This is a genomic window from Streptomyces monticola (assembly GCF_042665355.1).
Lineage (GTDB): Bacteria > Actinomycetota > Actinomycetes > Streptomycetales > Streptomycetaceae > Streptomyces > Streptomyces monticola.
On the sequence record NZ_JBHTCF010000021.1, the window covers coordinates 41,891 to 64,489 of the forward strand.

Genomic DNA, 22,599 nt, shown 5'->3' on the forward strand with positions numbered 1-22,599 from the left:
TTCCGTGTCTGTCGGTCCGCCCGCCCTCTGTGATTCGCTCCCTGTCATGACCATGGATCTTGATCGACGGGGATTTCTCAGGGGAGCGGCGGCACTCACCGCCACCGGGCTGCTCTCGTACGCGGGCACGGCGCCCTCCTACGCCCGTGGCGCCCGCACGCTCGGTACGCAGGACTGGATGGCGGGGCTCGGTGACGGGGCCGCGCTGCGGACGCTGACGATTCCGGGGACGCATGACTCGGGGGCGCGCCACGGCGGCCCGTGGACGGAGTGCCAGAACACCTCCATCGCCGCCCAACTCGGCTCCGGAATACGCTTCCTGGACATCCGCTGCCGCGCCATCGACGGCTCCTTCGCCATCCACCACGGCGCGTTCTACCAGGAGCTGATGTTCGGCGACGTACTGATCGCCTGCCGCGACTTCCTCTCCGCCCACCCCTCCGAGACCGTGCTCATGCGGGTCAAGCAGGAGTACTCGGAGGTCGCCGACGCGGAGTTCGGGGCGGTGTTCACCGACTACCTCGACCGGCGCGGCTGGCGCTCCCTCTTCCTGATCGGGAACGCCCTGCCGTCCCTGGGTGCGGCCCGCGGCAAGGTCGTCCTGATCGCCGACAACGGCGGCCTCCCCGGCGGGATCCGCTGGGGCGACACCGCGGTCTTCGACCTCCAGGACGACTACATGGCCGAGCCGTTCGCCAAGTGGCCCCGGATCGAGGCCCAGTTCAAGCAGGCGGCCACAGAGCCAGGGCCCTTTTACATCAACTTCGTCAGCACGGCGGCGGGCCTGCCGCCACGGTGGAACGCGGACCGCCTCAACCCGCAGGTCCACAGCCTCCTGGACGGCGCGGGCCGCGACTGGCGCGGCCTCGGTATCGTCCCGATGGACTACCCCAACACCCGGGCGGGCCTTGTCGAATCACTGATCCGGCACAACTGACGGCGGCTCCGGCGGCTCCAGCGGCTGTGACTGCGGCGGCTGCGGCGGGGGTGTCGGCGCGCCGGGCAGCCTGACCACCGCCACCGTCCCGTCGCCGCCCTCGGCCCGCCGCAGCTCCACCTCGCCGCCGCACTGCTGCACCGTCCGCGCCACGATCGACAGACCGAGCCCCGAGCCCGGCAGGCTGCGCGCGGACGGTGAGCGCCAGAACCGGTCGAAGACATGCGGCAGTTCGTCCTCGGGGATACCGGGCCCGTGGTCGCGCACGGTCAGCTCGCCCCGGTCGAGGCGTACGTCGATCCGGCCGCCCGGCGGGCTGAACTTCACGGCGTTGTCGAGGATGTTCACGATCGCCCGCTCCAGCGCAGGCTGCTCGGCGCGTACGTACCACGGCGCGAGCTCCGTCCCGATCACCAGCTCCGGGCCACGGAGCCGGGCCCGGTCGACGGCCGTGCGCACCGTCGTGTGCAGCCCGACGACCTGCACCTTGGCCGACTCGCCCGTATCGGGCCTGGCCAGCTCCTGCAAGTCGCCGATCAGCGCCGCCAGTTCGGTCATCTGCGCCTTCACCGAGGCGAGCAGCGCCTTGCGGTCCTCCGGCGGAATGGCCCGCCCCGTCTCCTCGCTCCTGGCCAGCAGCTCGATATTCGTCCGCAGCGAGGTCAGCGGCGTCCGCAGCTCGTGACCCGCGTCGGCGATCAGCTGCGCCTGGCGCTCCTGGGAGCTGGCGAGGGCGGCGGTCATCGCGTTGAACGACCGCGAGAGCCGCGCGATCTCGTCGTCCCCTTCGGCCGGGATCCGCACGGTCAGATCCTCGGTCCTCGCCACGTGCTCCACGGCACCGGTGAGTTCATCGACGGGACGAAGCCCGGTTCTCGCCACCCAGAGGCCCGCGGCACCCGCACCGAGGACGCCCACGCCGGCGACGAGGGCGAGCAGGAGCGTGAGGTTGTTGAGGGTGTCGTTGACCTCCGACAGCGGGCGGGCGACGGAGACCGCTCCGTTCACGCCTTCCAGGGGGTAGGTGTAGACCCGGTACTCGGCGCCGTTGGCGGCCGTGGCGTTGTGGATCGTCTCGTCCGAGTTGCCGCGGGCCACGGACACATCGGCCGCGTCGACGTCGATCGCCTTGGTGCCGAACACGATGCAGCTGTTGCCGTCGCCGTCGACCAGCTGGATGGTCTGCTTGAACAGATCAGGGGTGGCCCGGCTGGGGACGGCCGTCCTGCACCGCCCTCCCGGATCGACCAGCTGCAGGGCGTCGGTACGGGTCAGACGGTTGCCGCGCAGGGCGTCGTCGAGCGACTCGTAGAGCGAGTTGCGGACGACGATCCAGCACGCCATCGCGCTGGCCGCGACCGCCACCGCCACCGCCGTGGCGACGAGCAGGGCCAGGCGTGACCGAAGAGGCAGCTCACGAAAGCGCCGCACGGCACCGCTCACTCCGCCCCACCCGACCGCAGTACGTACCCCACACCCCGCACCGTGTGCACGAGCCGGGGCTCGCCGCCCGCTTCCGTCTTGCGGCGCAGGTACATGACGTACACATCAAGGGAGTTGGAGCTCGGCTCGAAGTCGAAGCCCCAGACGGCCTTCAGGATCTGCTCGCGGGTGAGGACCTGGCGCGGGTGGGCGAGGAACATCTCCAGGAGCGTGAACTCGGTGCGGGTCAGCTCGACCTGCCGCCCCGCCCGCACCACTTCCCGCGTCGCCAGATTCATCTTCAGGTCGCCGAACTCGAGGATGTCGTCGTCCTGGGCGCCGATCGCCGTGGCCGCGTACGAACTACGGCGGAGCAGAGCGCGGATCCGGGCGAACAGCTCGTCCAGCTCGAACGGCTTGACCAGATAGTCGTCGGCGCCGGCGTCCAGGCCGGTGACACGGTCGCCCACGGTGTCGCGGGCGGTGAGCATCAGGATGGGCGTCGTGGAGCCGGTGGCGCGCAGCCTGCGGGCGGCGGTGAGACCGTCCATACGAGGCATCTGGATATCGAGGACGAGCAGGTCGGGATGGTACGAGGCGGCCTTCTCGACCGCTTCGAGACCGTCCGCGGCGACTTCGGTGCCGTAGCCCTCGAAGGCGAGGCTGCGCTGCAGTGCCTCGCGCACGGCGGGCTCGTCGTCGACGATCAGAATGCGCTGGGAGTCGCCTTCGGCGGGGCTCATCGGTGTCGGTTCCTTGGGGTACGGGTGGACTTCTGCACTCAGCCTCGCACGGCGCCGCGGCGATTGCGGCGGGCCGCGCTCCTGCTGGGGCGGGGGGCCGTGGCCTTGGCCGCGACCTCCGGGGCCCGCGCGGGCGGGGCGGTGGGGGCGTACAGCTCGGCCGCTATGGCGAGGGCGAGCGCGGTGTCGGTGGGCCGGCCCCACCCGAGCGCTCCGGCGAGCGCGTGCCGGATGCGGTGGACGGTGACGGTGACGGAGACGGGAGCCCGGGTGCCGCGGCGGTGCGTTGTCATGGTCGATCTCCTGCTTCGAGTTCCCTGCTTTTGGTTCCCCTGCTTTGTGTCCCGCTGCTGCGAGTCCCTTACTTCGTGGAGCCGGAGCTACTTCGTGGAGCCGGAGCGCAGCGTGTCCAGGTCCGACTTCACCGTGTTGACCGGGATGGCGAAGCCGAGGCCCACGCTGCCGGAGCTGGAGCCGCTGCCGGAACTGGGCGAGTACATCGCGGAGTTGATGCCGATGATCTCGCCGTTCATGTTGATGAGCGCGCCGCCGGAGTTGCCGGGGTTGAGCGAGGCATCGGTCTGCAGGGCCTTGTACGTGGTCTTCGACGAGCCCGTGTCGCCGTTGAACTGCTGGCCCTCGTACTCGAACGGCCAGCCGCCACCGCCCTGCCCCTGGCCAGGCGACTGCTGACCCTTGCCGCCGTCCTTGGAGACGGTCACATCACGGTCCTTGGCCGAGATGATGCCGCTGGTGACGGTGCCGGTCAGACCCTCGGGGGAGCCGATGGCGACGACCTGGTCACCGACGCCGACCTTGTCGGAGTCGCCGAGCGCGGCCGCCTTGAGGCCCGAGGCGCCCTTCAGCTTGATCAGCGCCAGGTCCTTGCCGGAGTCGGTGCCGACGACATCGGCGGTGTAGGTCTTGCCGTCGTTGGTCTTCACCTTGACCGTCGAAGCACCCGACACGACATGGTTGTTGGTGATGATCTCGCCGTCGGACGTGATGATCACGCCGGAGCCGGTGGACTGCCCGGAGGTGGTGTTCGCCTGTATCTCGACGATGCTGTCGCTGACCGCGTTGGCGACCCCGCTGACGCTGCCCTTGCTGCCCGCGGCCGCGTTGGTGCCGTTGACCCCGGTCGCCGCGGACGCCGTCTTGCCGAAGAACTCCTGCGCGGCGTACGCGGTGCCGCCGCCGACGGCCGCGGCCGCGAGGGCGACGGCGGCCAGCAGGGCGACGGGGCCCTTGGCGCGACGCCGGCTGCCGGGCTGCGGTCCGGCGGCGGGGGCGGGAGCGGGGCCGGGAGAGTACGAGGGCGGCGGCGGGTAGGCGCCGTACGCGCCGTCGTAGTGGGCGGAGGGCGGGGCGGAGGCCGGGAAGGACTGCTGCTGCTCGGGGTGCTGCTCGGGGTTCTCGCCGCTGCGGCGGAAGCTTTCGGTCATGTCTCAGAGCTTTGCCAGCGATCATGAGAGCCGTCTGAGTACGCCCTGAGAAGCCCGGCAGAAGCCTGTATGCCCCAAATAAAGGGCTGCCGCGGCGGAGGGCCGACCCGCGACCGCCCCGCCGCCGCTACGCCGTCGTCACGCGCAGCCGCAGGACTGCCGCACCACGAGCCGCGAGGGGAAGAGGCGCAGCCGCTCACGGCGCGAACCGGCCACCCGCAGCGAGTCGTCGAGGAGCAGATCCACCGCCGCGCGGGCCATCGCGGGCCGGTCCGACGCGACCGTGGTCAGCGGCGGATCGGTGAGCGCCGCCTCCTTCACGTCGTCGAACCCGGCCACGGCCAGCTCGCCCGGCACATCGATCCGCAGCTCACGCGCGGCACGAAGGAGACCGATGGCCTGGTCGTCGGTGGCGCACACCATGGCGGTGGGCCGGTCGGGACGGGACAGGATCTCCAGGGCGATCTTGTAAGCGTCGTAGCGGTTGTACGGCGCTTCGAAGAGCCGGCCCTCGGTGGAGAGGCCCGCCTCGCCCATCGCACGCCGCCAGCCCTCGATGTGATCGGCCACGGGGTCGCCGATGGTGGGCGTCGCCTCCGTGATGCCGAGGCAGCCGACGTAGGCGTGGCCGTGCTCCAGGAGATGGCGGGTGGCGAGCTGGGAGCCGCCGATGTCATCGGTGACGACGGCGACGTCCTCGATGGCCTCGGGGCGCCGGTGCAGCAGCACCACACGGGCGTCCCAGGCCTCGATCTCGGCGGCGGCGTGCTCGCTCGGACCCTGGCTGACCAGGATCAGACCGGAGACACGCATACCGAGGAAGGCCCGCAGATAGTGCACCTCGCGCTCGTCGAGGTAGTCGGAGTTGCCGACGAGCACCATCTTTCCGCGCTCGGCTGCGGCCTGTTCCACGGCATGCGCCATCTCCGCGAAGAACGGCTGGCGCGCGTCCGGCACGATCATGCCTATGAGGTCGGTCCGCCGCGACGCCATCGCCTGCGCGACCCGGTCGGGCCGGTAGCCCAGCTCCTTGATCGCGGCGAGTACACGCTCGCGCGTGGCCGGGGCGACCGGCCGGGGTCCGTTGTTGATGACGTAGCTGACGACCGCGGTCGACGTACCCGCCAGTCGTGCCACATCGTCCCGCGTCACCTTGGCCACGCGCGAAGTCTACGCGGGGAGAGCTACCTCTTTGCAGGTCGTGCGGCAGGTTCCGGAGACTCGGTCGTGGACCTCTCGGAGACAGAAGCCGCAGAAGCCGCAGAAGGCTCGTCCTCGTCACGCGGACGCGGCCTGGCGGCCTTCGCCTTGGCCTCGTCGGCCCCTCGGTCGACCTTCTCCGGCGTCACGAAGCGGTAGCCCACGTTGCGCACGGTGCCGATCAGCGACTCGTGCTCGGGGCCGAGCTTCGCGCGCAGGCGCCGGACATGGACGTCCACGGTCCGCGTACCGCCGAAGTAGTCGTATCCCCAGACCTCTTGGAGCAGCTGGGCACGGGTGAAGACCCGGCCGGGGTGCTGCGCCAGGTACTTCAGGAGCTCGAACTCCTTGAAGGTCAGGTCGAGAACGCGGCCCTTGAGCTTGGCGCTGTACGTCGCCTCGTCCACGGAGAGATCGCCGTTGCGGATCTCCATGGGGGAGTCGTCGCCGGTGATCTGCTGGCGGCCCATCGCGAGCCGGAGCCTGGCCTCGACCTCGGCGGGCCCCGCGGTGTCGAGCAGCACGTCGTCGATGCCCCAGTCGGCGGTGACGGCCGCGAGACCGCCCTCCGTCACGACGAGCACCAGCGGGCAGCCGGGTCCGGTGGAGCGGAGCAGCTGGCAGAGGCTGCGTACCTGCGGAAGGTCACGGCGCCCGTCGATGAGGATGACATCGGCGCCAGGAGTGTCGACGAGAGCGGGCCCCTCCGCCGGAGCGACGCGCACGTTGTGAAGGAGCAGGCCGAGGGCGGGGAGCACCTCCGTCGACGGCTGAAGGGCATTGGTGAGGAGCAGCAGAGAGCTCATCGCGCTCCACCCGCCCGGATCGTCTGACTGTCGTGCACGGTTCGCTCGCCCATAACGTCTGGTTCCTCCTCGGTCCCTGCGAGGACGTTTTCGGCACTGCTTCGTACTTCACGCCGCCGGTGCTGCGTCGGTGCTGGTGCGGCTCCCGCGCCCTGGAATCCGCCGTGCTTTCGCGCCGGTTGTGAGCCCCGGCCTGAAAGCACGAAAGGACCCGGGGGCTGCGCTGCCCGGATCCTTCGCCAAGCAGAATAGCCCACATGACCACGGGACCGGCAGGGCGTGAGACGCGATCTTCTGTGCAGCCGATCACTTCGGAGGTCACCGCGCGGAGCGGGTACGCGACGCTGCGTACCACTTTGCGCACCGTCGACGGGGTGCCGATCGACGCCGCGTACGAGCCGGGTCCCGCCGGGCCGCAGGACCCGGTGATCGTGGTCGCGCACGGCTTCACGGGGGATCTGGAGCGGCCGCACGTGCGTCGCGCGGCGGGGGTTTTCGCGCAGTTCGCGGCCGTGGTCACCTTCACTTTCCGCGGGCACGGGAAGTCCGGCGGACGGTCCACGGTCGGCGACCGTGAGGTGCTCGATCTGGCGGCGGCCGTCGACTGGGCGCGTTCCTTCGGGCACGCGCGCGTGGTGACGGTTGGTTTCTCCATGGGCGGTTCGGTGGTGCTGCGGCACGCGGCGCTCCACAAGGGGCGCACCGATGGGCGCACAGAAGGAGAGGGGCGCACAGAAGCGGGCGCTGACGCAGTCGTCGCGGTGAGCGCCCCGGCGCGCTGGTACTACCGCGGCACGGCTCCGATGCGCCGGCTGCACTGGCTCGTCACACGTCCCGTGGGGCGGGTGGTCGGGCGCCATGTGCTGCGTACCCGCATCTATCACCGCGACTGGGATCCGGTGCCGCTGTCGCCGGTCGAGGCGGTCCCGCTGATCGCTCCGGCCCCGCTCCTGATCGTGCACGGCGAGCGGGACCCGTACTTCCCGCTCGACCACCCCCGCATGCTCGCCTCGGCGGCGGCCGGGGCGGCGGAGCTGTGGCTGGAGCCGGGGATGGGGCACGCGGAGCACGCGGCGGACGACCAGCTGCTCGCGCGGATTGCGAGATGGGCCACCTCTGTCTGAGCCCCGGCGCGGTCCGGCACGGTGCGCGGAGCACGGATACTTGGGCGGTACGAAACGAAAGGAGTCGCGTCATGGCACACGGCACCATCCGCTACTGGGCGGCCGCCAAGTCCGCGGCCGGTGTCGCCGAGGAGCCGTACGACGCGGCGACGCTCGCCGAGGCCCTGGATGCCGCGCGCGGGCGACACCCCGGCGAACTCGTCCGCGTCCTGCAGCGATGTTCGTTCCTGATCGACGGTGACCCCGTGGGCACCCGCGGGCATGAGACCGTGACGCTTGCCGAGGGCGGCACGGTCGAGGTGCTCCCGCCGTTCGCAGGAGGGTGAGGCACCCGCGATGAGTCAGCAGCCGTACGAACCGTATGAGCCCTACGACCCGTACCAGCAGCCGCCCGGCGACGCGTATCAGCAGCCACAGCAGCCGCAGCCCGGGGAGCATCACCAGCAGCCCGGGGAGCACCACCCGTACCCACAGCTGCAGCCGTACGAGCCGTCCTACGACGCTTATGCGCAGCAGCAGCAACAGCAGCAGTGGCCGCAGGGCGGGGGGCACGAGGTCCCTCAGGGACACACGCAGACCTTCCAGGGGCAGACCTGGGACACGGAGTACCACCAGCAGCAGGTCACGCCCCAGTCCCAGCCGCAGTCCCAGCCGCAGGTGACGGGCGCGGATACCGCCTATCTGCCGCCGCAGGGGTACGTGGCGGAGCCGCTGCCCGCCGAGACCGCTGCCGTCGGCGGAACCGTCCCGCCCGCGGCCCAGGCGCCTGCGGCCCAGGCGCCTGCGGCCCAGGAAGCCGCGGTGCCGTCGCCCGACTACGGCCCGCCCACCGTCACCGGCAACACCCGGGTCACCGACGCCCAGCGGGCTCGGGCCGAAGGGCGCTCGCCCGTCATCGAGCCCGGGATGCAGCCCGCCGCGATCACCGCGGCCCTCGGCCTGCTGCTCGCGGGCGGCGCGGCCATCGGGACGTACGCACTGCTCGTACCGCTGCTCGCGCTGCAGGCCCTGACCGCCGCGGGCTGGTTCAGGCTCAACGGCATGTGGCCCGCGCGGCAGGGCATCGCGCTCGCCTTCCTGGGCGGTGTGGTCGCCGACGCGGTGGTCCTGGTCGCGGGCCGGGAGAACGCGCCCGCCGCGATCCTCGGCACCGGCGGAGTCTGGGTGCTGCTCACCCTCGTCCTGCAGCTGCGCAGCCACGCGGGTGCGGACGAGCGGATGTACGGCCTGATGGCGACGGTCACTTCGGCCGCGCTCGCGGTCCTCGGGGCGGGCACGCTCGCGGCGGAGCCGGCGGCCGTGTCCGTGGGCGCGGCGGCGGTGGCCGCCGCCGTGATCGCGCGGGCCCTCCCGCTTCCCGGACCGGCCTCCGTCGTGGTGGCGCTGCTCGCCGCGGCCGGCGCGGGGATCGCGGTCGGCGGGATGACCGCGCTCGGGGCCGGGGGCGCGCTGCTCGGGCTCGGCGCCGGGGTGTGCGCGCTCGTCGGCCTGCGGGTGGCGAGCTACGACTACCCGTCCCGCTTCGTGCACATGACCGCCGGGGTCGCGCTGCCGCTGACCGCGGCTGTGCCCGCGCTCTATCTGCTGGGGCGCGCCATCGCCTGAGCGTCACGACTGCCTGAGCGTCACAACCGCCTGAGCGTCACAACTGATCGACAGGTCCCCCGACGAGCGCCCGCCGAGGCTTCGCCGGGGGACCCGTCGTTTAGGCTCGCGCTCAACGTCCGTTCCGGCGTGGGATTTCCAGTGGGGGGAAACACCGAGCCATGCGCGCTTTGCGAATAGTTCTGATCATCGCTGTCATCCTCGGCGGCCTCTTCGTCGCCGCCGACCGCATAGCCGTCGGCTTCGCCGAGGACGAGGCGGCGGAGCGGCTGCGGACCAGCGAGGGCCTGGCGCAGACCCCCGACGTCTCCATCAAGGGCTTTCCCTTTCTGACCCAGGTCGCGGGCGGCGAGCTCGACGACGTGGAGGTTGGCATCGACGGCTTCGAGGCGTCCAACGGCGGCGGCAAGGTCAGGATCGACGAACTGACCGCCAAGATGCGCGGGGTGGCCTTCTCCGACGACTACAGCTCCGCGACCGCGGCCGAGGCCTCCGGGTCCGCGCGGATCGCGTACGACGAACTCCTCAAGGCCGCGAAGGTCGAGCCGGTGCAGGTGGCGCCCGGTGTCACGGCCAAGGTCGTCGGTCTGTCCGACGGCGGCAACGGCAAGATCAAGGTGGCCATCGAGGCCACCGTCCTCGGCAAGACGCTGCCCAGGCCGGTCGAGGTCGTCAGCTCGGCCACGGTCGAGGGCGGCAAGAGGGTGCAGGTGCACGCCGACGCGCTGCCGAAGCTGGGGGCGGTGGCGATCGCCGAGCAGCGGATGCGCCAGATCACCGACTTCCAGCAGGTCATCGACGGACTGCCGGCCGGGATCAAGCTGGACAAGGTCGAAGCGGCCCCGGACGGCGTCTCGGTCACGGTCACGGGCTCCCAGGTGAAGCTGGTCGGCTGAGGCTCAATTGATTCAGCCCGTCCGGCGCCTGAGGACAAGCCGTCCGTAGGACTCGGGACGGGGCGGGAGGACTTCGGGACGGGGCGGGGTGGGGGAACAAGCCGCTGACGTCCGGAGAGTGAGACGGTCACGTCCGGGAAGCAGATGTGACGGGTGCGACACCGCGCCCCGAGGCCTCCCGCACGGGCCCCGTGGGGCTACCCGTCCCGCAATGCGGACGATCGTGTCTCAGGATCCGACACGCCGGTGACACGGCAGGCACCGCATCCCTACGATCGGTCGCATGAAGCGACAGGCGGACCTTACGAAGCGGCGGGCAGTAGACCTGTGCCGCGTCGCCGCCATGCTCTGTCGCACCTTCTGAGCGGGAGCTCCGACTCCCGTATCCCCGGGCCCCCTTGACGCCTTCCGGCGGCTTCCGGGCCACCCCCGTGCCATGTGCGCCGCACCGTCGCGCACCCGCACCCCCTCTTCGCGCACCATCCCGCCGCAACTGCCCCGGAGGAGAACGAGCATGAGCCGCAGCGACGTCCTGGTAGACGCCGACTGGGTCGAGGCGAACCTCGACAACCCCAAGGTCGTCATCGTCGAGGTCGACGAGGACACATCGGCGTACGACAAGAACCACATCAAGAACGCCGTCAAGATCGACTGGAAGACCGACCTGCAGGACCCGGTCCGCCGTGACTTCGTCGACCAGGAGGGCTTCGAGAAGCTGCTCTCCGCGCGCGGTATCGCCAATGACGACACGGTCGTTCTCTACGGCGGCAACAACAACTGGTTCGCCTCGTACGCCTACTGGTACTTCAAGCTCTACGGCCACGACAGCGTGAAGCTGCTCGACGGCGGCCGCAAGAAGTGGGAGCTGGACTCCCGCGACCTGGTCGACGGCGCCGAAGTGCCGCAGCGCCCCGCGACGACGTACAAGGCCAAGGCGCAGAACACCGCGATCCGCGCCTTCCGCGACGACGTGGTCAAGGCCATCAACACCGAGAACCTGGTCGACGTGCGCTCGCCCGACGAGTTCAGCGGCAAGCTGCTCGCCCCGGCCCACCTGCCGCAGGAGCAGTCGCAGCGTCCGGGCCACGTGCCCAGCGCCCGCAACATCCCGTGGTCCAAGAACGCCAACGACGACGGCACCTTCAAGTCGGACGACGAGCTCAAGCAGCTCTACGCCGACGAGCAGGTGGACCTCGCCAAGGACACCATCGCGTACTGCCGCATCGGTGAGCGCTCGGCCCTGACCTGGTTCGTGCTGCACGAGCTGCTCGGTGTCGAGAACGTCAAGAACTACGACGGCTCGTGGACCGAGTACGGCTCGCTCGTCGGCGTCCCGATCGAGCTCGGCTCCAACTGACATCGACTGACCGGAACCCGGAGGACATTGACTCATGTGTGGAGCACAGGCCGGCGGCCCCGACGCCTCGACGATCAAGCCCGGTGAGACCACCATCCAGGGGCAGGTGACCCGCGACGGCGAGCCCGTCACCGGGTACGTCCGTCTCCTCGACTCGACCGGCGAATTCACCGCCGAGGTCCCGACCTCGGCGACCGGACAGTTCCGCTTCTACGCGGCCGAGGGCACCTGGACCGTGCGCGCCCTCGTGCCCGGCGGCACGGCCGACCGCAAGGTCGTGGCGCAGACCGGCGGTCTGGCGGAGGTCGCCATCGCGGTCTGAGACCGCTCTCCGTACGCCGGAGGGCCGCACCCCTGGGGGTTGGACGCTTACCAGGACAACGGGTGCGGTCCTCCGGTTCTGCCGTTCCTGGCCCGGTGGCGGGACGCGGCGGCCGCGCATGCCGGGCCCTGCGCAGGCCTTGCGCCGGTCCCTGTCCTCGCCCTGATTTCCGTCCTACGCTGGAGTTATGTACGCGCGAAGGCGGCACGCCTACTTCGCCATGATGGGCCTCTGCATCGGCCTGTTCGTCCTGGCGTGGGCCGTCGTACGCCTCTGGTCGATCCCCGTGGCCGTCGGCATGTGTGTGGTCGCCATGGTCATCCCGCCCCTGGCCGCCATCGTCGCCAACCGCCGCGGCCCCGAAGACCGCTGGTGGGACGACCCCTCGGGGGACGCGAAGTCCGACGAGTGGTGGGACGAACTCGACGGCAAGCGCCGCCGGTGACCCCCGGTGACCGGCGCCGTTCCCCGGGGCGGCCCACCTCGCAGAGAAGGGCGGGGACGGGCGGACTAAGCTGGTGCGCGGCCCGTCCGCTCATACCGCTCACGAGGAGCACCCCGTGCTTGAGGCATTCTTCTCAGCCCTGCTGGTTCTGGTCTGCGTCGGCGTTCTCGCGTTCGCCGGACTGACCGTGAAGAAGCTGTACCAGGGTCAGCGCTGACCTCCGCTCCTACACAGATCGCCTGAGTAGCTCATGATCGAGATCCCGTCCGACCTCCATCCGGACCTCGTGCCCCTCGCCTTCCTCCTCGGCAACTGGGCCGGCGCGGGCGTGCACGACTTCCCCGGCTCCGAGAAGTGCAACTTCGGCCAGGAGGTCAGCTTCAGCCACGACGGGCGGGACTTCCTCGAGTACCGCTCGCACACCTGGGTGCTCGACGCCGAGGGCAACAAGGTCAAGCCCCTGGAGTCCGAGTCCGGCTTCTGGCGCATCGACAAGGACCGCAAGGTCGAGGTCGTGATGGTGCGCGACGACGGTGTCGTGGAGGTCTGGTACGGCGAGCTCGCGGACAAGAAGCCGCAGATCGACCTGGCCACGGACGCGGTCGCGCGGACGGCGGCGTCCGGCCCGTACAGCGGCGGCAAGCGGCTCTACGGCTATGTGAAGAGCGACCTCATGTGGGTCGGCGAGAAGCAGACCCCCGAGGTGCCGCTGCGGCCTTACATGTCGGCGCAGCTGAAGAAGACCGTGACGCCCGAGGACGTGGAGTCCTGGGCCAAGGATCTGGGCGACCTGCCGGACGACGGCATCGCCTTCTTCAAGTAGGCACACGCAGACTTCAAGCGAGTAGGCACACGCAGACTCCGAGAAGGCGCAAGCACGTCACGAGCTCGGCGCACCTTCAAGCGGCGCACAGAGAGTTCTCAGAGTCTTTTGAGACGGGGCCGGTACCTGTGGACAGGTGACCGGCCCCGCTCGTATCTCCGCCCGCGCCCTCGTCGTCGCCTCCGACCCGCACAGCCGTGACCTGCTCACCTTGTCGCTGCGCCTGGCCGGCTGCGATGTGGCCACCGCGCGCAGCGGCGTCGAGGCCCTCAACGCCGCCTGGTCGCAGCGCCTGGACCTGCTGGTGCTCGACCCCGACCTGCCGGATCTCGACGGCCACGAGGTCGCCCGCATTCTGCGCCGGGACGGACCCGACATACCGGTTGTCTTCGCGGCCAGGCCCCTGCGACTCGAGGCTGTCGTGGGTGAGGCACGCCTACACTTGACGACGTGGTGAGCACCGACTGGAAGAGCGACCTCAGACAGCGCGGCTACCGGCTGACGCCGCAGCGCCAGCTTGTCCTCGAAGCGGTCGACACCCTGGAGCACGCGACCCCGGACGACATCCTCGCCGAGGTGCGCAAGACCGCCTCCGGCGTGAACATCTCCACGGTCTACCGCACCCTGGAACTCCTGGAGGAGCTGGGCCTGGTCAGCCACGCCCACCTGGGGCACGGTGCGCCGACGTACCACCTGGCCGACCGCCATCACCACATCCATCTGGTCTGCCGTGACTGCACCAATGTGATCGAGGCCGATGTCGGGATCGCCGCGGACTTCACCGCGAAGCTCCGCGACACCTTCGGCTTCGACACCGATATGAAGCACTTCGCGATCTTCGGCCGATGCGGCAGCTGTGCGAAGGAGAAGGCGAAGGAGGCCGGGGAATAAGCCCGGCGGCCACCGAGTCATAGTCTGAGTGGATATGAAGAGCCCCCTGCTGTCCCTGCCCGGCGCCGTTCCCGCCGAAGGCGCCGACGAAGGTGTCGCCGCGCACTACGGCGAGCTGTTCCGAGAGCAGCGTGCCCTCGCCGACGGCACCGGCCTCGTCGATCTCTCGCACCGTGGTGTCATCGCCGTCACCGGCGACGACCGCCTCAGCTGGCTGCATCTGCTGCTCACCCAGCACGTCAGCGAGCTGCCCGCCGGCCAGGCCACGGAAGCCCTGATCCTCTCCGCCAACGGCCATATCGAGCACGCCCTCTACCTCGTCGACGACGGCGAGACGGTCTGGGTGCATGTCGAGCCGGGCACCCAGGGCGCGCTGATCGCGTACCTGGAGTCGATGAAGTTCTTCTACCGCGTCGAAGTCACCGACCGCACCGCCGAGTTCGCGGTGGTGCATCTGCCGGCCGGCTCGATCGCCCCGGTCCCGGACGGCGTCGCCGTACGCGAGACGGCATACGGCCGCGATCTGTTCCTGCCGCGCGCCGACCTGGAGTCGTACGCCGCCGAGCACGGCCCCGCGGCCGGCATCCTCGCCCACGAGGCGCTGCGGATCGAGGCGCACCGCCCCCGGCTCGGCTTCGAGACCGACCACCGCACCATCCCGCACGAACTGGGCTGGATCGGCTCCGCGGTCCACCTCCAGAAGGGCTGCTACCGCGGCCAGGAGACCGTCGCCCGCGTCCACAACCTGGGCAAGCCCCCGCGCCGTCTGGTCTTTCTGCACCTGGACGGCAGCGAGGTCCATCTGCCGGGCCACGGCACCGAGATCAGGCTCGCCTCCGAGGGGCCCGAGGGCCGCAAGCTGGGCTTCGTCACCACCTCGGCCCGCCATCACGAGCTGGGCCCGATCGCCCTCGCCGTGGTCAAGCGGAACGTCCCCGTGGACGCGGAGCTGATCGCCGGTACGACGGCCGCCGCGCAAGAAGTGATCGTCGAGCCCTGAGCGGCCGCAGGCCACGGGCCACACTCCACGGGCCGCAGACCGCAGTCCCCAAGCCGTCGGCCGCCTCCGGCTCACATCTCGACGAGGACCGTGAACGGGCCGTCGTTCGTCAGGGACACCCGCATCTGCGCCCCGAACCGGCCCGTCGCCACGGTCGCCCCGAGCGCCCGCAGCCGCGCCACGACCTCGTCGACCAGCGGCTCGGCGATATCGCCGGGGGCGGCCGCGTTCCAGGTGGGGCGGCGGCCCTTGCGGGCGTCGCCGTACAGCGTGAACTGGCTGATCACGAGCAGCGGCGCGTCGATGTCGCTGCATGACTTCTCGCCGTCGAGCATCCGCAACGACCAGAGTTTGCGGGCGAGTTGGGCCGCCTTCTCCTTGGTGTCCTCATGGGTCACGCCCACCAGGACGCACAGGCCCTCGCCCGTGATCTCACCGACGGTCTCTCCTTCGACGACGACACTCGCGCCGTCGACCCTCTGCACCACTGCACGCATGCCCCCATGATGCCGGGTGCCCGCCGACATGCCGGAGTCGCATCCGTCCGTGACCGGGGCCCCGCGTACTTGCCGGAGTCGCATCCGTCCGTGACCGGGGCCCCGCGTACTTGCCGGAGTCGCATGCGCCTGTGACCCGGACCGGACATGCGGGAACCGCCTCCGGAACGCCATCCGCCATGTAATGCCGTACCCCTATCCGGAGCCAATCGAGTGCACTCCACCCCATCTCGGGCACGAAGGGTGGCATTCTGCTCCCCAGCGGAGCGCCCGTGGCGCACCGCACCGGTCGAGGGGACGGCACAGGATGAGCAGCACATCGAGCACCGGGCAGCCTCCGGGGCCCGTACCGATGGCCCGCAGCGGCGCCCGTACCGGCGCGCCACGTCCGCCCACGCAGCGGACGGGCGACCGGCTGCCCGAGGTACCCGAGCACGATCTGTCGGTGCTCCGGCTGCCCGAGCTGCGCGCTCTGCGGCGCACTTCGCAGCAGGACGAGGCAGATCTGAGCTATGTACGGCGGCTTCTGCAGGGACGGATCGACATCCTGCGGGCGGAGCTGGCACGGCGCCGTGACCCGGCCGCGCCCGCACCGGACGCGGACGTGGTGGCCCGGCTCTCGGAGATCCTCACCGACGCACCGTCGCGGCACCGCTCGTCGGCCCGCCATGTCACGCTCGGCACCCCGCACGGCGAGGAGTACCGGAGCCTGGCCTCCGAGATGCTCGCCGAGGTCGAGCTCTCCGACCTGGACGCCCGGACGGACGAAGAGCTGCACACGGCCATGGGCCGCCTGGTCCGCTACGAACAGCAGGTCTCCGGGCGCCGTCACCTGCTGCAGCGCACCGCCGACGATTGCAGCGCGGAGATCGCTCGCAGGTACCGTGAGGGAGAAGCACAAGTAGACGACCTGCTCTCCTGACCCACCGGCGATCCCGGTGCGCACCGGTGCCCCCGGTGCTCGGTCCCCCGGAGCGGGTCCGCCCCGCCCGGAAGGCCGACACCGCCGATGACGTCACCCGCCACCGCCCCCGCCGCATCCGCGATACCCCCGGTCCTCGCCGAGGTCGTACGCTCCGGCTTCGTCGAGGGCCATCACAGGGGTTCGCTCGTCGTCCTGGCGGCGGACGGCACGGTCGAGCACTCCATCGGCAGCGTCGATGCCGCCGCCCCCGTCTTCCCGCGCTCCGCGAACAAGCCGATGCAGGCGGCCGCGGTCCTGCGGGCCGGTCTTGAACTCTCCGGGGAGCGGCTCGCGCTGACCGCGGCGAGCCACTCGGGCGAGCCGTTCCACCTCGATCTCGTACGCAAGATGCTGACCGAGTACGGCCTCACCGAGCCGGACCTGCAGTGCCCGCCCGATCTGCCGCTCGACCCGGTGGAGGCGGAGACCTATCTCGCCGGTGGCGCGGTCCGTGAGCGGGTCACCATGAACTGCTCCGGCAAGCACACCGCGATGCTCGCCGTCTGCCAGGAGCGCGGCTGGCCCCTGGAGACCTATCTGGACCCGGCGCATCCGCTGCAGGTCCTGGTCCGTGAGGTCATCGAGGAGGCGGCGGGGGAGCCGGTCGCGGCCACGGGTACGGACGGCTGCGGCGCCCCGCTCATGGCGATCAGCCTCACCGGTCTCGCCCGTGCCTTCCGGCACTTCGTGCTCGCCGCCCCCGGCTCGGCCGAGCGCCGGGTGGCGGACGCGATGCGGGCACACCCCGAGTACGTCGCCGGCACCCGGCGCCCCGACACCTGGCTGATGACGGAGGTGCCCGGGGTGCTGTCGAAGATGGGCGCCGAGGCGGTCCAGGCGGTGGCGCTCCCGGACGGCCGCGCCCTCGCCTTCAAGGTGGACGACGGAGCGGGCCGCGCGCTCGGCCCCGTCCTCGCCAGGGCCCTCGAACTGCTCGGCGTCGACTCCCCGGTCGTCGCACGCATCGGCGCGGCACCGCTCCTCGGGGGCGGACGCGAGGTGGGCGAGGTACGGGCGACGTTCTAAGCAGCCTTGAGGAAGTCCGGCGCTTTGGTCGTGCCCCAAAGGGGCGCGGGGCTGTATCGATATGCGGCTCCGCCGCGGGGCCGCGACCAGCCACGACGCACCCGCAGACGATGCACCGGACTTCCCGCGGAGCGCTTAGGCGGCTCGCGCCTCAGCCTCCGGCGGTACCAGGAGGAGCCGCCCGTCCCGGGGGAGCCCGCCCCGGGGGAGCCGATCCCGGGGGCATGGGTCGCCGGGCCCGTGGAAATCCACATGCGGTTCGTCGCACCCCTTGCCTACCGTGATCGCATGGCCCTGGACGTACGCACTCTCACCGACTCCGACGTGCCCGACTGGGTCCGTGCCCTGAACACGGGCTTTCTGCGCACCCCGACGTCGTCCGACGCCGAGGTCGAGGACCGCCGCTCGCAGCTGTTCCTGGAGCGGACGCAGGGCGCCTTCGAGGACGGGCGGTGCGTGGCGACGTATCGCTCCTTCCCGCAGCGGCTCACCGCCGTCGGCGGCGCGGAGGTCCGTGCGAGCGCGGTATCGAGCGTCACCGTCACGCCCACGCACCGCCGCCGCGGTCTGCTCAGCCGTATGATCACCGCCGATCTCGGGGCGGCCAAGGAGCGCGGCGAGGCGGTGTCCACGCTGATCGCCGCGGAGTATCCGATCTACGGCCGGTACGGCTTCGGGCCCGCCGCCTGGAGTGCCGAGTGGGAGATCGACGTGCCCCGCGCGGGGCTCGACCCGCGGTGGCCGGGACCCGGCGACGGCGGCCGGATCGATCTCGTCGACGGCGCCGACGTACGCAAGCTGGGGCCCGAACTCTTCGAGCGGGTACGGGCGTCGACGCCGGGTGCGATCAACCGCGACGAGCGCTGGTGGCAGGTGAACACCGGTGTGCTGCGCCTGGACCGGGTGCCGTGGAGCGAGCCGTTCTACGCGGTGTACCGCTCGGCGGGCGGTGACGTGGACGGCCTCGTCGCCTACAAGTGCGACGACAAGTGGGGCGACGGCAAGCGGCCCCAGAACACGGCGACGGTGGTCGATCTGATCGCCGCCACACCGGGCGCCGAGCGCGCGCTCTGGCAGTACGTCTGCTCGATCGACTGGGTCATGACGGTGCGCACCGGGCCGCGGGCGCCGGACGACCTTGTGCCGTTCTTCCTCACCGACCCGCGCGCCGCCCGGATCAGCACGCTCGCGGACTGGCTGTGGGTGCGGGTCCTGGATGTCGTGGCGGCACTTGAGGCACGGACCTACGCCGGGGCCGGCAGCCTTGTCCTGGAGGTGCGTGACCGGCTGGGGTTCGCGGGCGGCCGCTACCGGCTCGATGTGCCGGCGCCCGGCACCGCCGGGTCCTGTGCGCCCACGCGCGAGAGCGCCCAACTCACCCTGGATATCGGCGAGTTGGGCGCTCTGTGGCTGGGGGACGAGTCCGCCGTACGGCTTGCCGCGCTCGGCCGGGTGACCGAGGAGCGGGCGGGCGCCGCGGCTGCCGCCGACGCCCTGCTCCGCACGTCCAGGCGCCCTTGGTGCCCGGACGGCTTCTGATCGCTTCCCCCGTGGTGCGTGCCTCGCGGTGCGTGCCTCGCGGTGCGTGTCTTGCGGTGCGTGTCTTGCGGTGCGTGCCTCGCGGCGTGTGGCTCGCGGCGTGTGGCTTGTGGTGCGTGGCTGACCGGGCTCCCGGCTCCCCTCCGGAAGGGAGCCCGGTCAGCCGGACTGGGCGAGCAGCAGCACCAGAATGACGGCGCCGATGCTGCTGAACAGGGTGTTCTTGGCTTTGAGGCCGATCGCGAGTGCGGCGAAGGCGATCAGGCCCATGGGGCCGTACCTCCACTCGACGAGTTGCTCGAAGGCGATGGCGAGTCCGGCGAAGACTAGGGCGATGAGCGGCATGACGGTCCCTCCCCTGGTGACCAACCCCGCTGGGGTGTAACCATGTTGCTCAAGTTGGTGACCAACTCACTCCGACTTATCTCCGATTCGGGCCAGCAAAAACCACCTACACAGCAACTCCTCATAGATGGCGGGAAGTTGTAGTGTTTGGTTGTGAGCACTCAACGTGCTGAGAGCGGTTCCGTGAACGGCGACGACGGAGCCAGACGGTCCCATCGCGAAGTCGCCGCCGAACTGCGCACCCGGATCAGGTCCGGGCAGCTCAGGCCGGGCCAGCGCATGCCGACGCAGTCCCAGCTCGCGGACGAGTTCGGGGTCGAGCGGGGCGCTGTGCGGCAGGCCCTGCGGGCCCTGAAGCAGGAGAACCTGCTCGCCAACATGTCCAAGGGCAGCCCCGCGACGGTCGCCGAGAACATCACGCCCGTACTCGGCGGGCCCGAGGCGGTGCCGCAGCCCACCATGGTGGCGCTCGGTCCACGTATCACCGCTGCCTGCCAGGAGCAGCACGTGGAGATCGACGCCATCTGTCTCACCGCCATCTCGCTCACCCTGGCGCTCGGCGAGCCCTTACGGGAGATCCACGCCGAGCGAATGAAACCGGCCAGGATCGATGTCCGGGTGCTGCTGCCGAGCCGGAACATCAACCTCGCCTTCCCGGTCCAGGTGCGGACCCGAGGGAACGGTGCGGCGGCTGGGGACGCGGATGATCCGGTGTATCGCCGCTGGTTGTCGCAGCGCAACGCCCAGGGCCAGGTGCTCCGGCACAATCTGCTCGCGCTGCGGGCGTCGCACGGCATCGATGTGCGCATCGAGTTCCGTGCCCTCCCGTTCACGCCACCGGTAAAGCTGTATCTGCTCAACAGCGCCGAGGCGCTCTTCGCGTACTACACGCTCGCCAAGGTGGGCGAGGAGATCGACCACAGGCAGCTGGAGATGTACGACGCCCAGGGCACGCAGTCCATGCTCTTCGCCTTCGAGCAGGGTGCGAGCCTGCGGGACACGACCTTCGTGGAGCAGTCGCATCTGTGGTTCAACGCGCTGTGGAACACGATCAGCCAGGACCTGCTGTTCGCAGGACCCGGCTGACGGTCGTCCAGGACCCCCCTGGTGATTCCGAAGGAGGGGCCTAGCGGGCAGGGCCGGTCAGAAGTACGGCGAGTACGACGGCCCCGATGGAACTGCAGGTGGGATTCTTGGACTTGATCCCAATGGTGAGTAACAGAAGACCCACGACACCCACGGGCCCGTACTGCCACTCCACTAGTTGCTCAAAGCCGATCACGAATACGGCTCCGACTACGGCGATGGCCGGCATGGTGGTTCCTCCTTCGGGGTGGGAGGAGCGTTTGGCCGCAACTTCTGCCATCCTGGCTTAGTTGGCAGCCAACTACACTGGAGTTGTCCCCGCTTGGTCGGCTTGGCTAAACAACTTCCAAACAACTCCCCTTAGATGGCGAGCAGTTGTAACGTTTGGTCGTGACCCAGGAGAGCGTTGCGGTGAACGGTAGAAAGCCCTCACACAAGGACATCGCGGACGAGTTGCGTAAACGTATACGCGCGGGTGTCGTGCCGGCGGGGAGCCGTATGCCCACGCAGGCCAAGCTCGCCAAGGAGTTCGGAGTCGAGCGCGGCGCCGTGCGCCAGGCCCTGCGGACCCTCGCCGACGAGGGCCTGCTCGTGAATGTGACCAAGGGCAGCCCGCCCAAGGTCGCGGACCGTGCCCCGGTCTCCGACGAGCCCCAGCCCACGATGGTCGGCCTCGCCCCCCGCATGGCCGAGGCCTTCGCCGCCGACCACGTCACCGTGGACGCGATCTGTCTGACCTCCGAGACGCTGATGCTGGGACTGAGCGAACCCCTGCGCCTGATCTACGAGGAGCGGCTCAAGCCGCAGTCCATCGCCCTGCGCGTCCTGATGCCCAGCAGCGAGATCGACCTGGCCTTCCCCGTGCCGGCCGAGGGCCCGGACCACGAGACCGAGCGGGTGCACGAGCGCTGGCTCGCGATGCGCAACGCCCAGGGCCAGGTCCTGCGGCACAACCTCCTCGCCCTGCGCTCGGCCTACGGCATCGACGTCAAGGTGGAGCTGCGCGCCCTGCCCTTCACCCCGCCCGTGAAGCTCTACCTCCTCAACGGCACCGAGGCCCTGCTCGCGTACTACATGGTCACCAAGCGCGAGGAAGAGCTCGGCAGCGGCAAGCTCGACATGTACGACGTGCTCGGCACCCAGTCCCTGCTCTTCTCCTTCGAGAACCGCGCGGGCCACCGGGACGAGGCATTCGTCGAGGAGTCGCAGAAGTGGTTTGACGCACTCTGGAACACCATCGCCCTGAACCTGACACTCTCTTAGGTGACTTCGGATACGACTCAGTCGGATACGACTCAGACCGAACGGGCGGCCCAAGTGATCGATCGCATACGGGGTTTGACCACTCGCGCGGAGAGCATTCTTTTCGACTTCGACGGGCCGATCTGTCAGCTCTACGCGAGCCATGGCGCCGACACGGTCGTGGACAACCTCGTCGACTGGCTCGCGGAGCGCGGCATGGACGGGCTGCTCACACCGGAGGAACGGCACTCGGGCGACCCGCACGCGGTGCTGCGGGCCGTCCACCGCGCCCACCCCGGCAGCAAGCTGGAATGCGAGCTCGAGGCCCTGCTCACCGCGGAGGAACTGCACGCCGCTGACCGCGCGTTCCCCACCCCGTACGTGGACCGGCTGATCCGCACCTGGCACGCCATCGGTGTCCGGCTCGCCGTCGCCACCAACAACGCCCCCGGCGCGGCCCGGCACTATCTCGCGGGCCGTGGCCTGAGCGACTGCTTCGGCCCGCATGTCCACGGCCGGCGCACCGCTCACGTCCACGCCCTGAAGCCGGACCCCGACTGTGTCCAGCGCGCCCTCGACTCCCTGGGCGCGTCCCCGGCCACCGCGCTGATGATCGGTGACGCGCCCGCGGACTTCCTGGCCGCGCGGGAGGCCGGTGTGCCGTTCCTCGGCTACGGCCGTGACGAGCGCCGGGAGAAGCTGCTGCGCACGGCCGGCGCCGAACATGTCGTGAACTCCCTGGGCCCGGTGCTCCGGTTCTTCTGGAAAGACGCCATGTTGTAGCCGCGGAAGACGCCATGTTGCAGCCGCGCCGTGGACCGCGGGGCGGGTGCCCGAGCGGCCGGTCCTGATCGGCCCTGAGCCGGCACCAAGCCGGTGTCCGG

At 70.4% G+C, this 22,599-nt stretch carries 28 protein-coding genes; 19 read left to right on the top strand and 9 right to left on the bottom strand.

From position 1 onward, the window contains the following. The first annotated feature begins 52 nt into the window (after positions 1-52). On the top strand, positions 53-937 hold the full coding sequence (locus ACFQVC_RS34905; protein ID WP_381838440.1) for a phosphatidylinositol-specific phospholipase C: 885 nt from the start codon (positions 53-55) through the stop codon (positions 935-937). On the opposite strand, the gene ACFQVC_RS34910 is transcribed toward ACFQVC_RS34905, so the two are convergent. From ACFQVC_RS34910 to ACFQVC_RS34935, 6 genes are all read right to left on the bottom strand, one after another. Beyond that, on the bottom strand, positions 917-2,380 hold the full coding sequence (locus tag ACFQVC_RS34910) for a HAMP domain-containing sensor histidine kinase (RefSeq protein ID WP_381838263.1): 1,464 nt from the start codon (positions 2,378-2,380) through the stop codon (positions 917-919). The two genes, ACFQVC_RS34905 and ACFQVC_RS34910, sit on opposite strands and share 21 nt — an antisense overlap. After that, a complete protein-coding gene (locus tag ACFQVC_RS34915; protein ID WP_381838265.1) occupies positions 2,377-3,102 on the bottom strand; it encodes a response regulator transcription factor in 726 nt (241 codons plus the stop codon). The genes ACFQVC_RS34910 and ACFQVC_RS34915 overlap by 4 nt, the downstream gene beginning before the upstream one ends. Before the next feature lie 38 nt (positions 3,103-3,140). After that, the gene (locus ACFQVC_RS34920; RefSeq protein WP_381838267.1) at positions 3,141-3,395 is read right to left on the bottom strand and encodes a hypothetical protein; all 255 of its coding nucleotides are present in this window, start codon (positions 3,393-3,395) and stop codon (positions 3,141-3,143) included. An 87-nt stretch (positions 3,396-3,482) separates the two neighbouring features. After that, a complete protein-coding gene (locus tag ACFQVC_RS34925) occupies positions 3,483-4,547 on the bottom strand; it encodes a S1C family serine protease (protein ID WP_381838269.1) in 1,065 nt (354 codons plus the stop codon). Positions 4,548-4,685: 138 nt separating this feature from the next. Next, positions 4,686-5,708, bottom strand: a complete 1,023-nt coding sequence (locus ACFQVC_RS34930; RefSeq protein ID WP_381838271.1) for a LacI family DNA-binding transcriptional regulator — start codon at positions 5,706-5,708, stop codon at positions 4,686-4,688. A 23-nt stretch (positions 5,709-5,731) separates the two neighbouring features. Beyond that, complete coding sequence (locus ACFQVC_RS34935; RefSeq protein WP_381838273.1) at positions 5,732-6,553, bottom strand: winged helix-turn-helix transcriptional regulator; 822 nt, start codon at positions 6,551-6,553, stop codon at positions 5,732-5,734. A gap of 257 nt (positions 6,554-6,810) precedes the next feature. Here ACFQVC_RS34935 and ACFQVC_RS34940 point away from each other — a divergent pair, with 257 nt between their 5' ends. The 12 genes from ACFQVC_RS34940 to ygfZ all read left to right on the top strand — a co-directional run bounded on the left by ACFQVC_RS34940 (position 6,811) and on the right by ygfZ (position 15,016). After that, the gene (locus tag ACFQVC_RS34940) at positions 6,811-7,677 is read left to right on the top strand and encodes an alpha/beta hydrolase (protein WP_381838275.1); all 867 of its coding nucleotides are present in this window, start codon (positions 6,811-6,813) and stop codon (positions 7,675-7,677) included. A gap of 71 nt (positions 7,678-7,748) precedes the next feature. Continuing rightward, positions 7,749-8,003: a MoaD/ThiS family protein gene (locus tag ACFQVC_RS34945; protein ID WP_381838277.1), complete on the top strand. Its 255-nt coding sequence runs from the start codon at positions 7,749-7,751 to the stop codon at positions 8,001-8,003. 10 nt (positions 8,004-8,013) lie between these two features. Beyond that, a complete protein-coding gene (locus tag ACFQVC_RS34950; protein WP_381838279.1) occupies positions 8,014-9,282 on the top strand; it encodes a hypothetical protein in 1,269 nt (422 codons plus the stop codon). A gap of 161 nt (positions 9,283-9,443) precedes the next feature. Next, on the top strand, positions 9,444-10,178 hold the full coding sequence (locus tag ACFQVC_RS34955) for an LmeA family phospholipid-binding protein (RefSeq protein ID WP_381838281.1): 735 nt from the start codon (positions 9,444-9,446) through the stop codon (positions 10,176-10,178). A gap of 283 nt (positions 10,179-10,461) precedes the next feature. Continuing rightward, the gene (locus ACFQVC_RS34960; protein ID WP_350310325.1) at positions 10,462-10,542 is read left to right on the top strand and encodes a putative leader peptide; all 81 of its coding nucleotides are present in this window, start codon (positions 10,462-10,464) and stop codon (positions 10,540-10,542) included. Positions 10,543-10,692: 150 nt separating this feature from the next. After that, on the top strand, positions 10,693-11,535 hold the full coding sequence (locus ACFQVC_RS34965; RefSeq protein WP_381838283.1) for a sulfurtransferase: 843 nt from the start codon (positions 10,693-10,695) through the stop codon (positions 11,533-11,535). A gap of 34 nt (positions 11,536-11,569) precedes the next feature. Continuing rightward, positions 11,570-11,857: a DUF1416 domain-containing protein gene (locus ACFQVC_RS34970; protein WP_381838285.1), complete on the top strand. Its 288-nt coding sequence runs from the start codon at positions 11,570-11,572 to the stop codon at positions 11,855-11,857. 187 nt (positions 11,858-12,044) lie between these two features. Then, on the top strand, positions 12,045-12,302 hold the full coding sequence (locus tag ACFQVC_RS34975; RefSeq protein WP_381838287.1) for a DUF3099 domain-containing protein: 258 nt from the start codon (positions 12,045-12,047) through the stop codon (positions 12,300-12,302). Positions 12,303-12,552: 250 nt separating this feature from the next. Then, on the top strand, positions 12,553-13,125 hold the full coding sequence (locus tag ACFQVC_RS34980) for a heme-binding beta-barrel domain-containing protein (RefSeq protein WP_381838289.1): 573 nt from the start codon (positions 12,553-12,555) through the stop codon (positions 13,123-13,125). A gap of 136 nt (positions 13,126-13,261) precedes the next feature. Beyond that, positions 13,262-13,582 carry a response regulator gene (locus ACFQVC_RS34985; protein ID WP_381838291.1) on the top strand — a complete coding sequence of 107 codons (321 nt, stop codon included), beginning with the start codon at positions 13,262-13,264 and terminating at the stop codon, positions 13,580-13,582. Continuing rightward, the gene (locus ACFQVC_RS34990) at positions 13,576-14,016 is read left to right on the top strand and encodes a Fur family transcriptional regulator (RefSeq protein ID WP_381838293.1); all 441 of its coding nucleotides are present in this window, start codon (positions 13,576-13,578) and stop codon (positions 14,014-14,016) included. The genes ACFQVC_RS34985 and ACFQVC_RS34990 overlap by 7 nt, the downstream gene beginning before the upstream one ends. A 34-nt stretch (positions 14,017-14,050) precedes the next feature. Beyond that, positions 14,051-15,016, top strand: coding sequence for a CAF17-like 4Fe-4S cluster assembly/insertion protein YgfZ (ygfZ, locus tag ACFQVC_RS34995; RefSeq protein WP_381838295.1), 966 nt, complete (start codon positions 14,051-14,053; stop codon positions 15,014-15,016). 71 nt (positions 15,017-15,087) lie between these two features. On the opposite strand, the gene dtd is transcribed toward ygfZ, so the two are convergent. Then, positions 15,088-15,513, bottom strand: a complete 426-nt coding sequence (gene dtd / locus ACFQVC_RS35000; protein WP_381838297.1) for a D-aminoacyl-tRNA deacylase — start codon at positions 15,511-15,513, stop codon at positions 15,088-15,090. A 307-nt stretch (positions 15,514-15,820) separates the two neighbouring features. Here dtd and ACFQVC_RS35005 point away from each other — a divergent pair, with 307 nt between their 5' ends. The 3 genes from ACFQVC_RS35005 (at position 15,821) to ACFQVC_RS35015 (ending at position 19,042) form a co-directional block, all read left to right on the top strand. Next, positions 15,821-16,435: an RsiG family protein gene (locus tag ACFQVC_RS35005; RefSeq protein ID WP_381838299.1), complete on the top strand. Its 615-nt coding sequence runs from the start codon at positions 15,821-15,823 to the stop codon at positions 16,433-16,435. Positions 16,436-16,522: 87 nt separating this feature from the next. Next, positions 16,523-17,503, top strand: coding sequence for an asparaginase (locus ACFQVC_RS35010; protein WP_381838301.1), 981 nt, complete (start codon positions 16,523-16,525; stop codon positions 17,501-17,503). Positions 17,504-17,791: 288 nt separating this feature from the next. Further along, complete coding sequence (locus ACFQVC_RS35015) at positions 17,792-19,042, top strand: GNAT family N-acetyltransferase (RefSeq protein WP_381838303.1); 1,251 nt, start codon at positions 17,792-17,794, stop codon at positions 19,040-19,042. A gap of 159 nt (positions 19,043-19,201) precedes the next feature. On the opposite strand, the gene ACFQVC_RS35020 is transcribed toward ACFQVC_RS35015, so the two are convergent. Then, positions 19,202-19,387, bottom strand: a complete 186-nt coding sequence (locus ACFQVC_RS35020) for a hypothetical protein (protein WP_381838305.1) — start codon at positions 19,385-19,387, stop codon at positions 19,202-19,204. 147 nt (positions 19,388-19,534) lie between these two features. Here ACFQVC_RS35020 and ACFQVC_RS35025 point away from each other — a divergent pair, with 147 nt between their 5' ends. Further along, positions 19,535-20,473 (top strand): winged helix-turn-helix domain-containing protein, encoded by a 939-nt coding sequence (locus ACFQVC_RS35025; RefSeq protein WP_381838307.1) that lies wholly within the window; start codon positions 19,535-19,537, stop codon positions 20,471-20,473. 40 nt (positions 20,474-20,513) lie between these two features. Here the strand turns inward: ACFQVC_RS35025 and ACFQVC_RS35030 are convergent, their stop codons facing one another. After that, complete coding sequence (locus tag ACFQVC_RS35030) at positions 20,514-20,702, bottom strand: hypothetical protein (protein WP_381838309.1); 189 nt, start codon at positions 20,700-20,702, stop codon at positions 20,514-20,516. Between the two features lie 155 nt (positions 20,703-20,857). Here ACFQVC_RS35030 and ACFQVC_RS35035 point away from each other — a divergent pair, with 155 nt between their 5' ends. Further along, positions 20,858-21,736: a GntR family transcriptional regulator gene (locus ACFQVC_RS35035; RefSeq protein WP_381838311.1), complete on the top strand. Its 879-nt coding sequence runs from the start codon at positions 20,858-20,860 to the stop codon at positions 21,734-21,736. Positions 21,737-21,811: 75 nt separating this feature from the next. After that, a complete protein-coding gene (locus ACFQVC_RS35040) occupies positions 21,812-22,498 on the top strand; it encodes an HAD family hydrolase (RefSeq protein ID WP_381838313.1) in 687 nt (228 codons plus the stop codon). The last annotated feature ends 101 nt before the right edge of the window (positions 22,499-22,599 follow it).

What these genes read in the sequence shown, in the direction of transcription:
- ACFQVC_RS34905 (WP_381838440.1), top strand. Translation starts at nt 53, where the DNA reads ATGGATCTTGATCGACGGGGATTTCTCAGGGGAGCGGCGGCACTCACC.
- ACFQVC_RS34915 (WP_381838265.1), bottom strand. Translation starts at nt 3,102, where the DNA reads ATGAGCCCCGCCGAAGGCGACTCCCAGCGCATTCTGATCGTCGACGAC.
- ACFQVC_RS34920 (WP_381838267.1), bottom strand. Translation starts at nt 3,395, where the DNA reads ATGACAACGCACCGCCGCGGCACCCGGGCTCCCGTCTCCGTCACCGTC.
- ACFQVC_RS34925 (WP_381838269.1), bottom strand. Translation starts at nt 4,547, where the DNA reads ATGACCGAAAGCTTCCGCCGCAGCGGCGAGAACCCCGAGCAGCACCCC.
- ACFQVC_RS34935 (WP_381838273.1), bottom strand. Translation starts at nt 6,553, where the DNA reads ATGAGCTCTCTGCTGCTCCTCACCAATGCCCTTCAGCCGTCGACGGAG.
- ACFQVC_RS34940 (WP_381838275.1), top strand. Translation starts at nt 6,811, where the DNA reads ATGACCACGGGACCGGCAGGGCGTGAGACGCGATCTTCTGTGCAGCCG.
- ACFQVC_RS34945 (WP_381838277.1), top strand. Translation starts at nt 7,749, where the DNA reads ATGGCACACGGCACCATCCGCTACTGGGCGGCCGCCAAGTCCGCGGCC.
- ACFQVC_RS34950 (WP_381838279.1), top strand. Translation starts at nt 8,014, where the DNA reads ATGAGTCAGCAGCCGTACGAACCGTATGAGCCCTACGACCCGTACCAG.
- ACFQVC_RS34955 (WP_381838281.1), top strand. Translation starts at nt 9,444, where the DNA reads ATGCGCGCTTTGCGAATAGTTCTGATCATCGCTGTCATCCTCGGCGGC.
- ACFQVC_RS34960 (WP_350310325.1), top strand. Translation starts at nt 10,462, where the DNA reads ATGAAGCGACAGGCGGACCTTACGAAGCGGCGGGCAGTAGACCTGTGC.
- ACFQVC_RS34965 (WP_381838283.1), top strand. Translation starts at nt 10,693, where the DNA reads ATGAGCCGCAGCGACGTCCTGGTAGACGCCGACTGGGTCGAGGCGAAC.
- ACFQVC_RS34970 (WP_381838285.1), top strand. Translation starts at nt 11,570, where the DNA reads ATGTGTGGAGCACAGGCCGGCGGCCCCGACGCCTCGACGATCAAGCCC.
- ACFQVC_RS34975 (WP_381838287.1), top strand. Translation starts at nt 12,045, where the DNA reads ATGTACGCGCGAAGGCGGCACGCCTACTTCGCCATGATGGGCCTCTGC.
- ACFQVC_RS34980 (WP_381838289.1), top strand. Translation starts at nt 12,553, where the DNA reads ATGATCGAGATCCCGTCCGACCTCCATCCGGACCTCGTGCCCCTCGCC.
- ygfZ (WP_381838295.1), top strand. Translation starts at nt 14,051, where the DNA reads ATGAAGAGCCCCCTGCTGTCCCTGCCCGGCGCCGTTCCCGCCGAAGGC.
- dtd (WP_381838297.1), bottom strand. Translation starts at nt 15,513, where the DNA reads ATGCGTGCAGTGGTGCAGAGGGTCGACGGCGCGAGTGTCGTCGTCGAA.
- ACFQVC_RS35005 (WP_381838299.1), top strand. Translation starts at nt 15,821, where the DNA reads ATGAGCAGCACATCGAGCACCGGGCAGCCTCCGGGGCCCGTACCGATG.
- ACFQVC_RS35010 (WP_381838301.1), top strand. Translation starts at nt 16,523, where the DNA reads ATGACGTCACCCGCCACCGCCCCCGCCGCATCCGCGATACCCCCGGTC.
- ACFQVC_RS35015 (WP_381838303.1), top strand. Translation starts at nt 17,792, where the DNA reads ATGGCCCTGGACGTACGCACTCTCACCGACTCCGACGTGCCCGACTGG.
- ACFQVC_RS35020 (WP_381838305.1), bottom strand. Translation starts at nt 19,387, where the DNA reads ATGCCGCTCATCGCCCTAGTCTTCGCCGGACTCGCCATCGCCTTCGAG.
- ACFQVC_RS35030 (WP_381838309.1), bottom strand. Translation starts at nt 20,702, where the DNA reads ATGCCGGCCATCGCCGTAGTCGGAGCCGTATTCGTGATCGGCTTTGAG.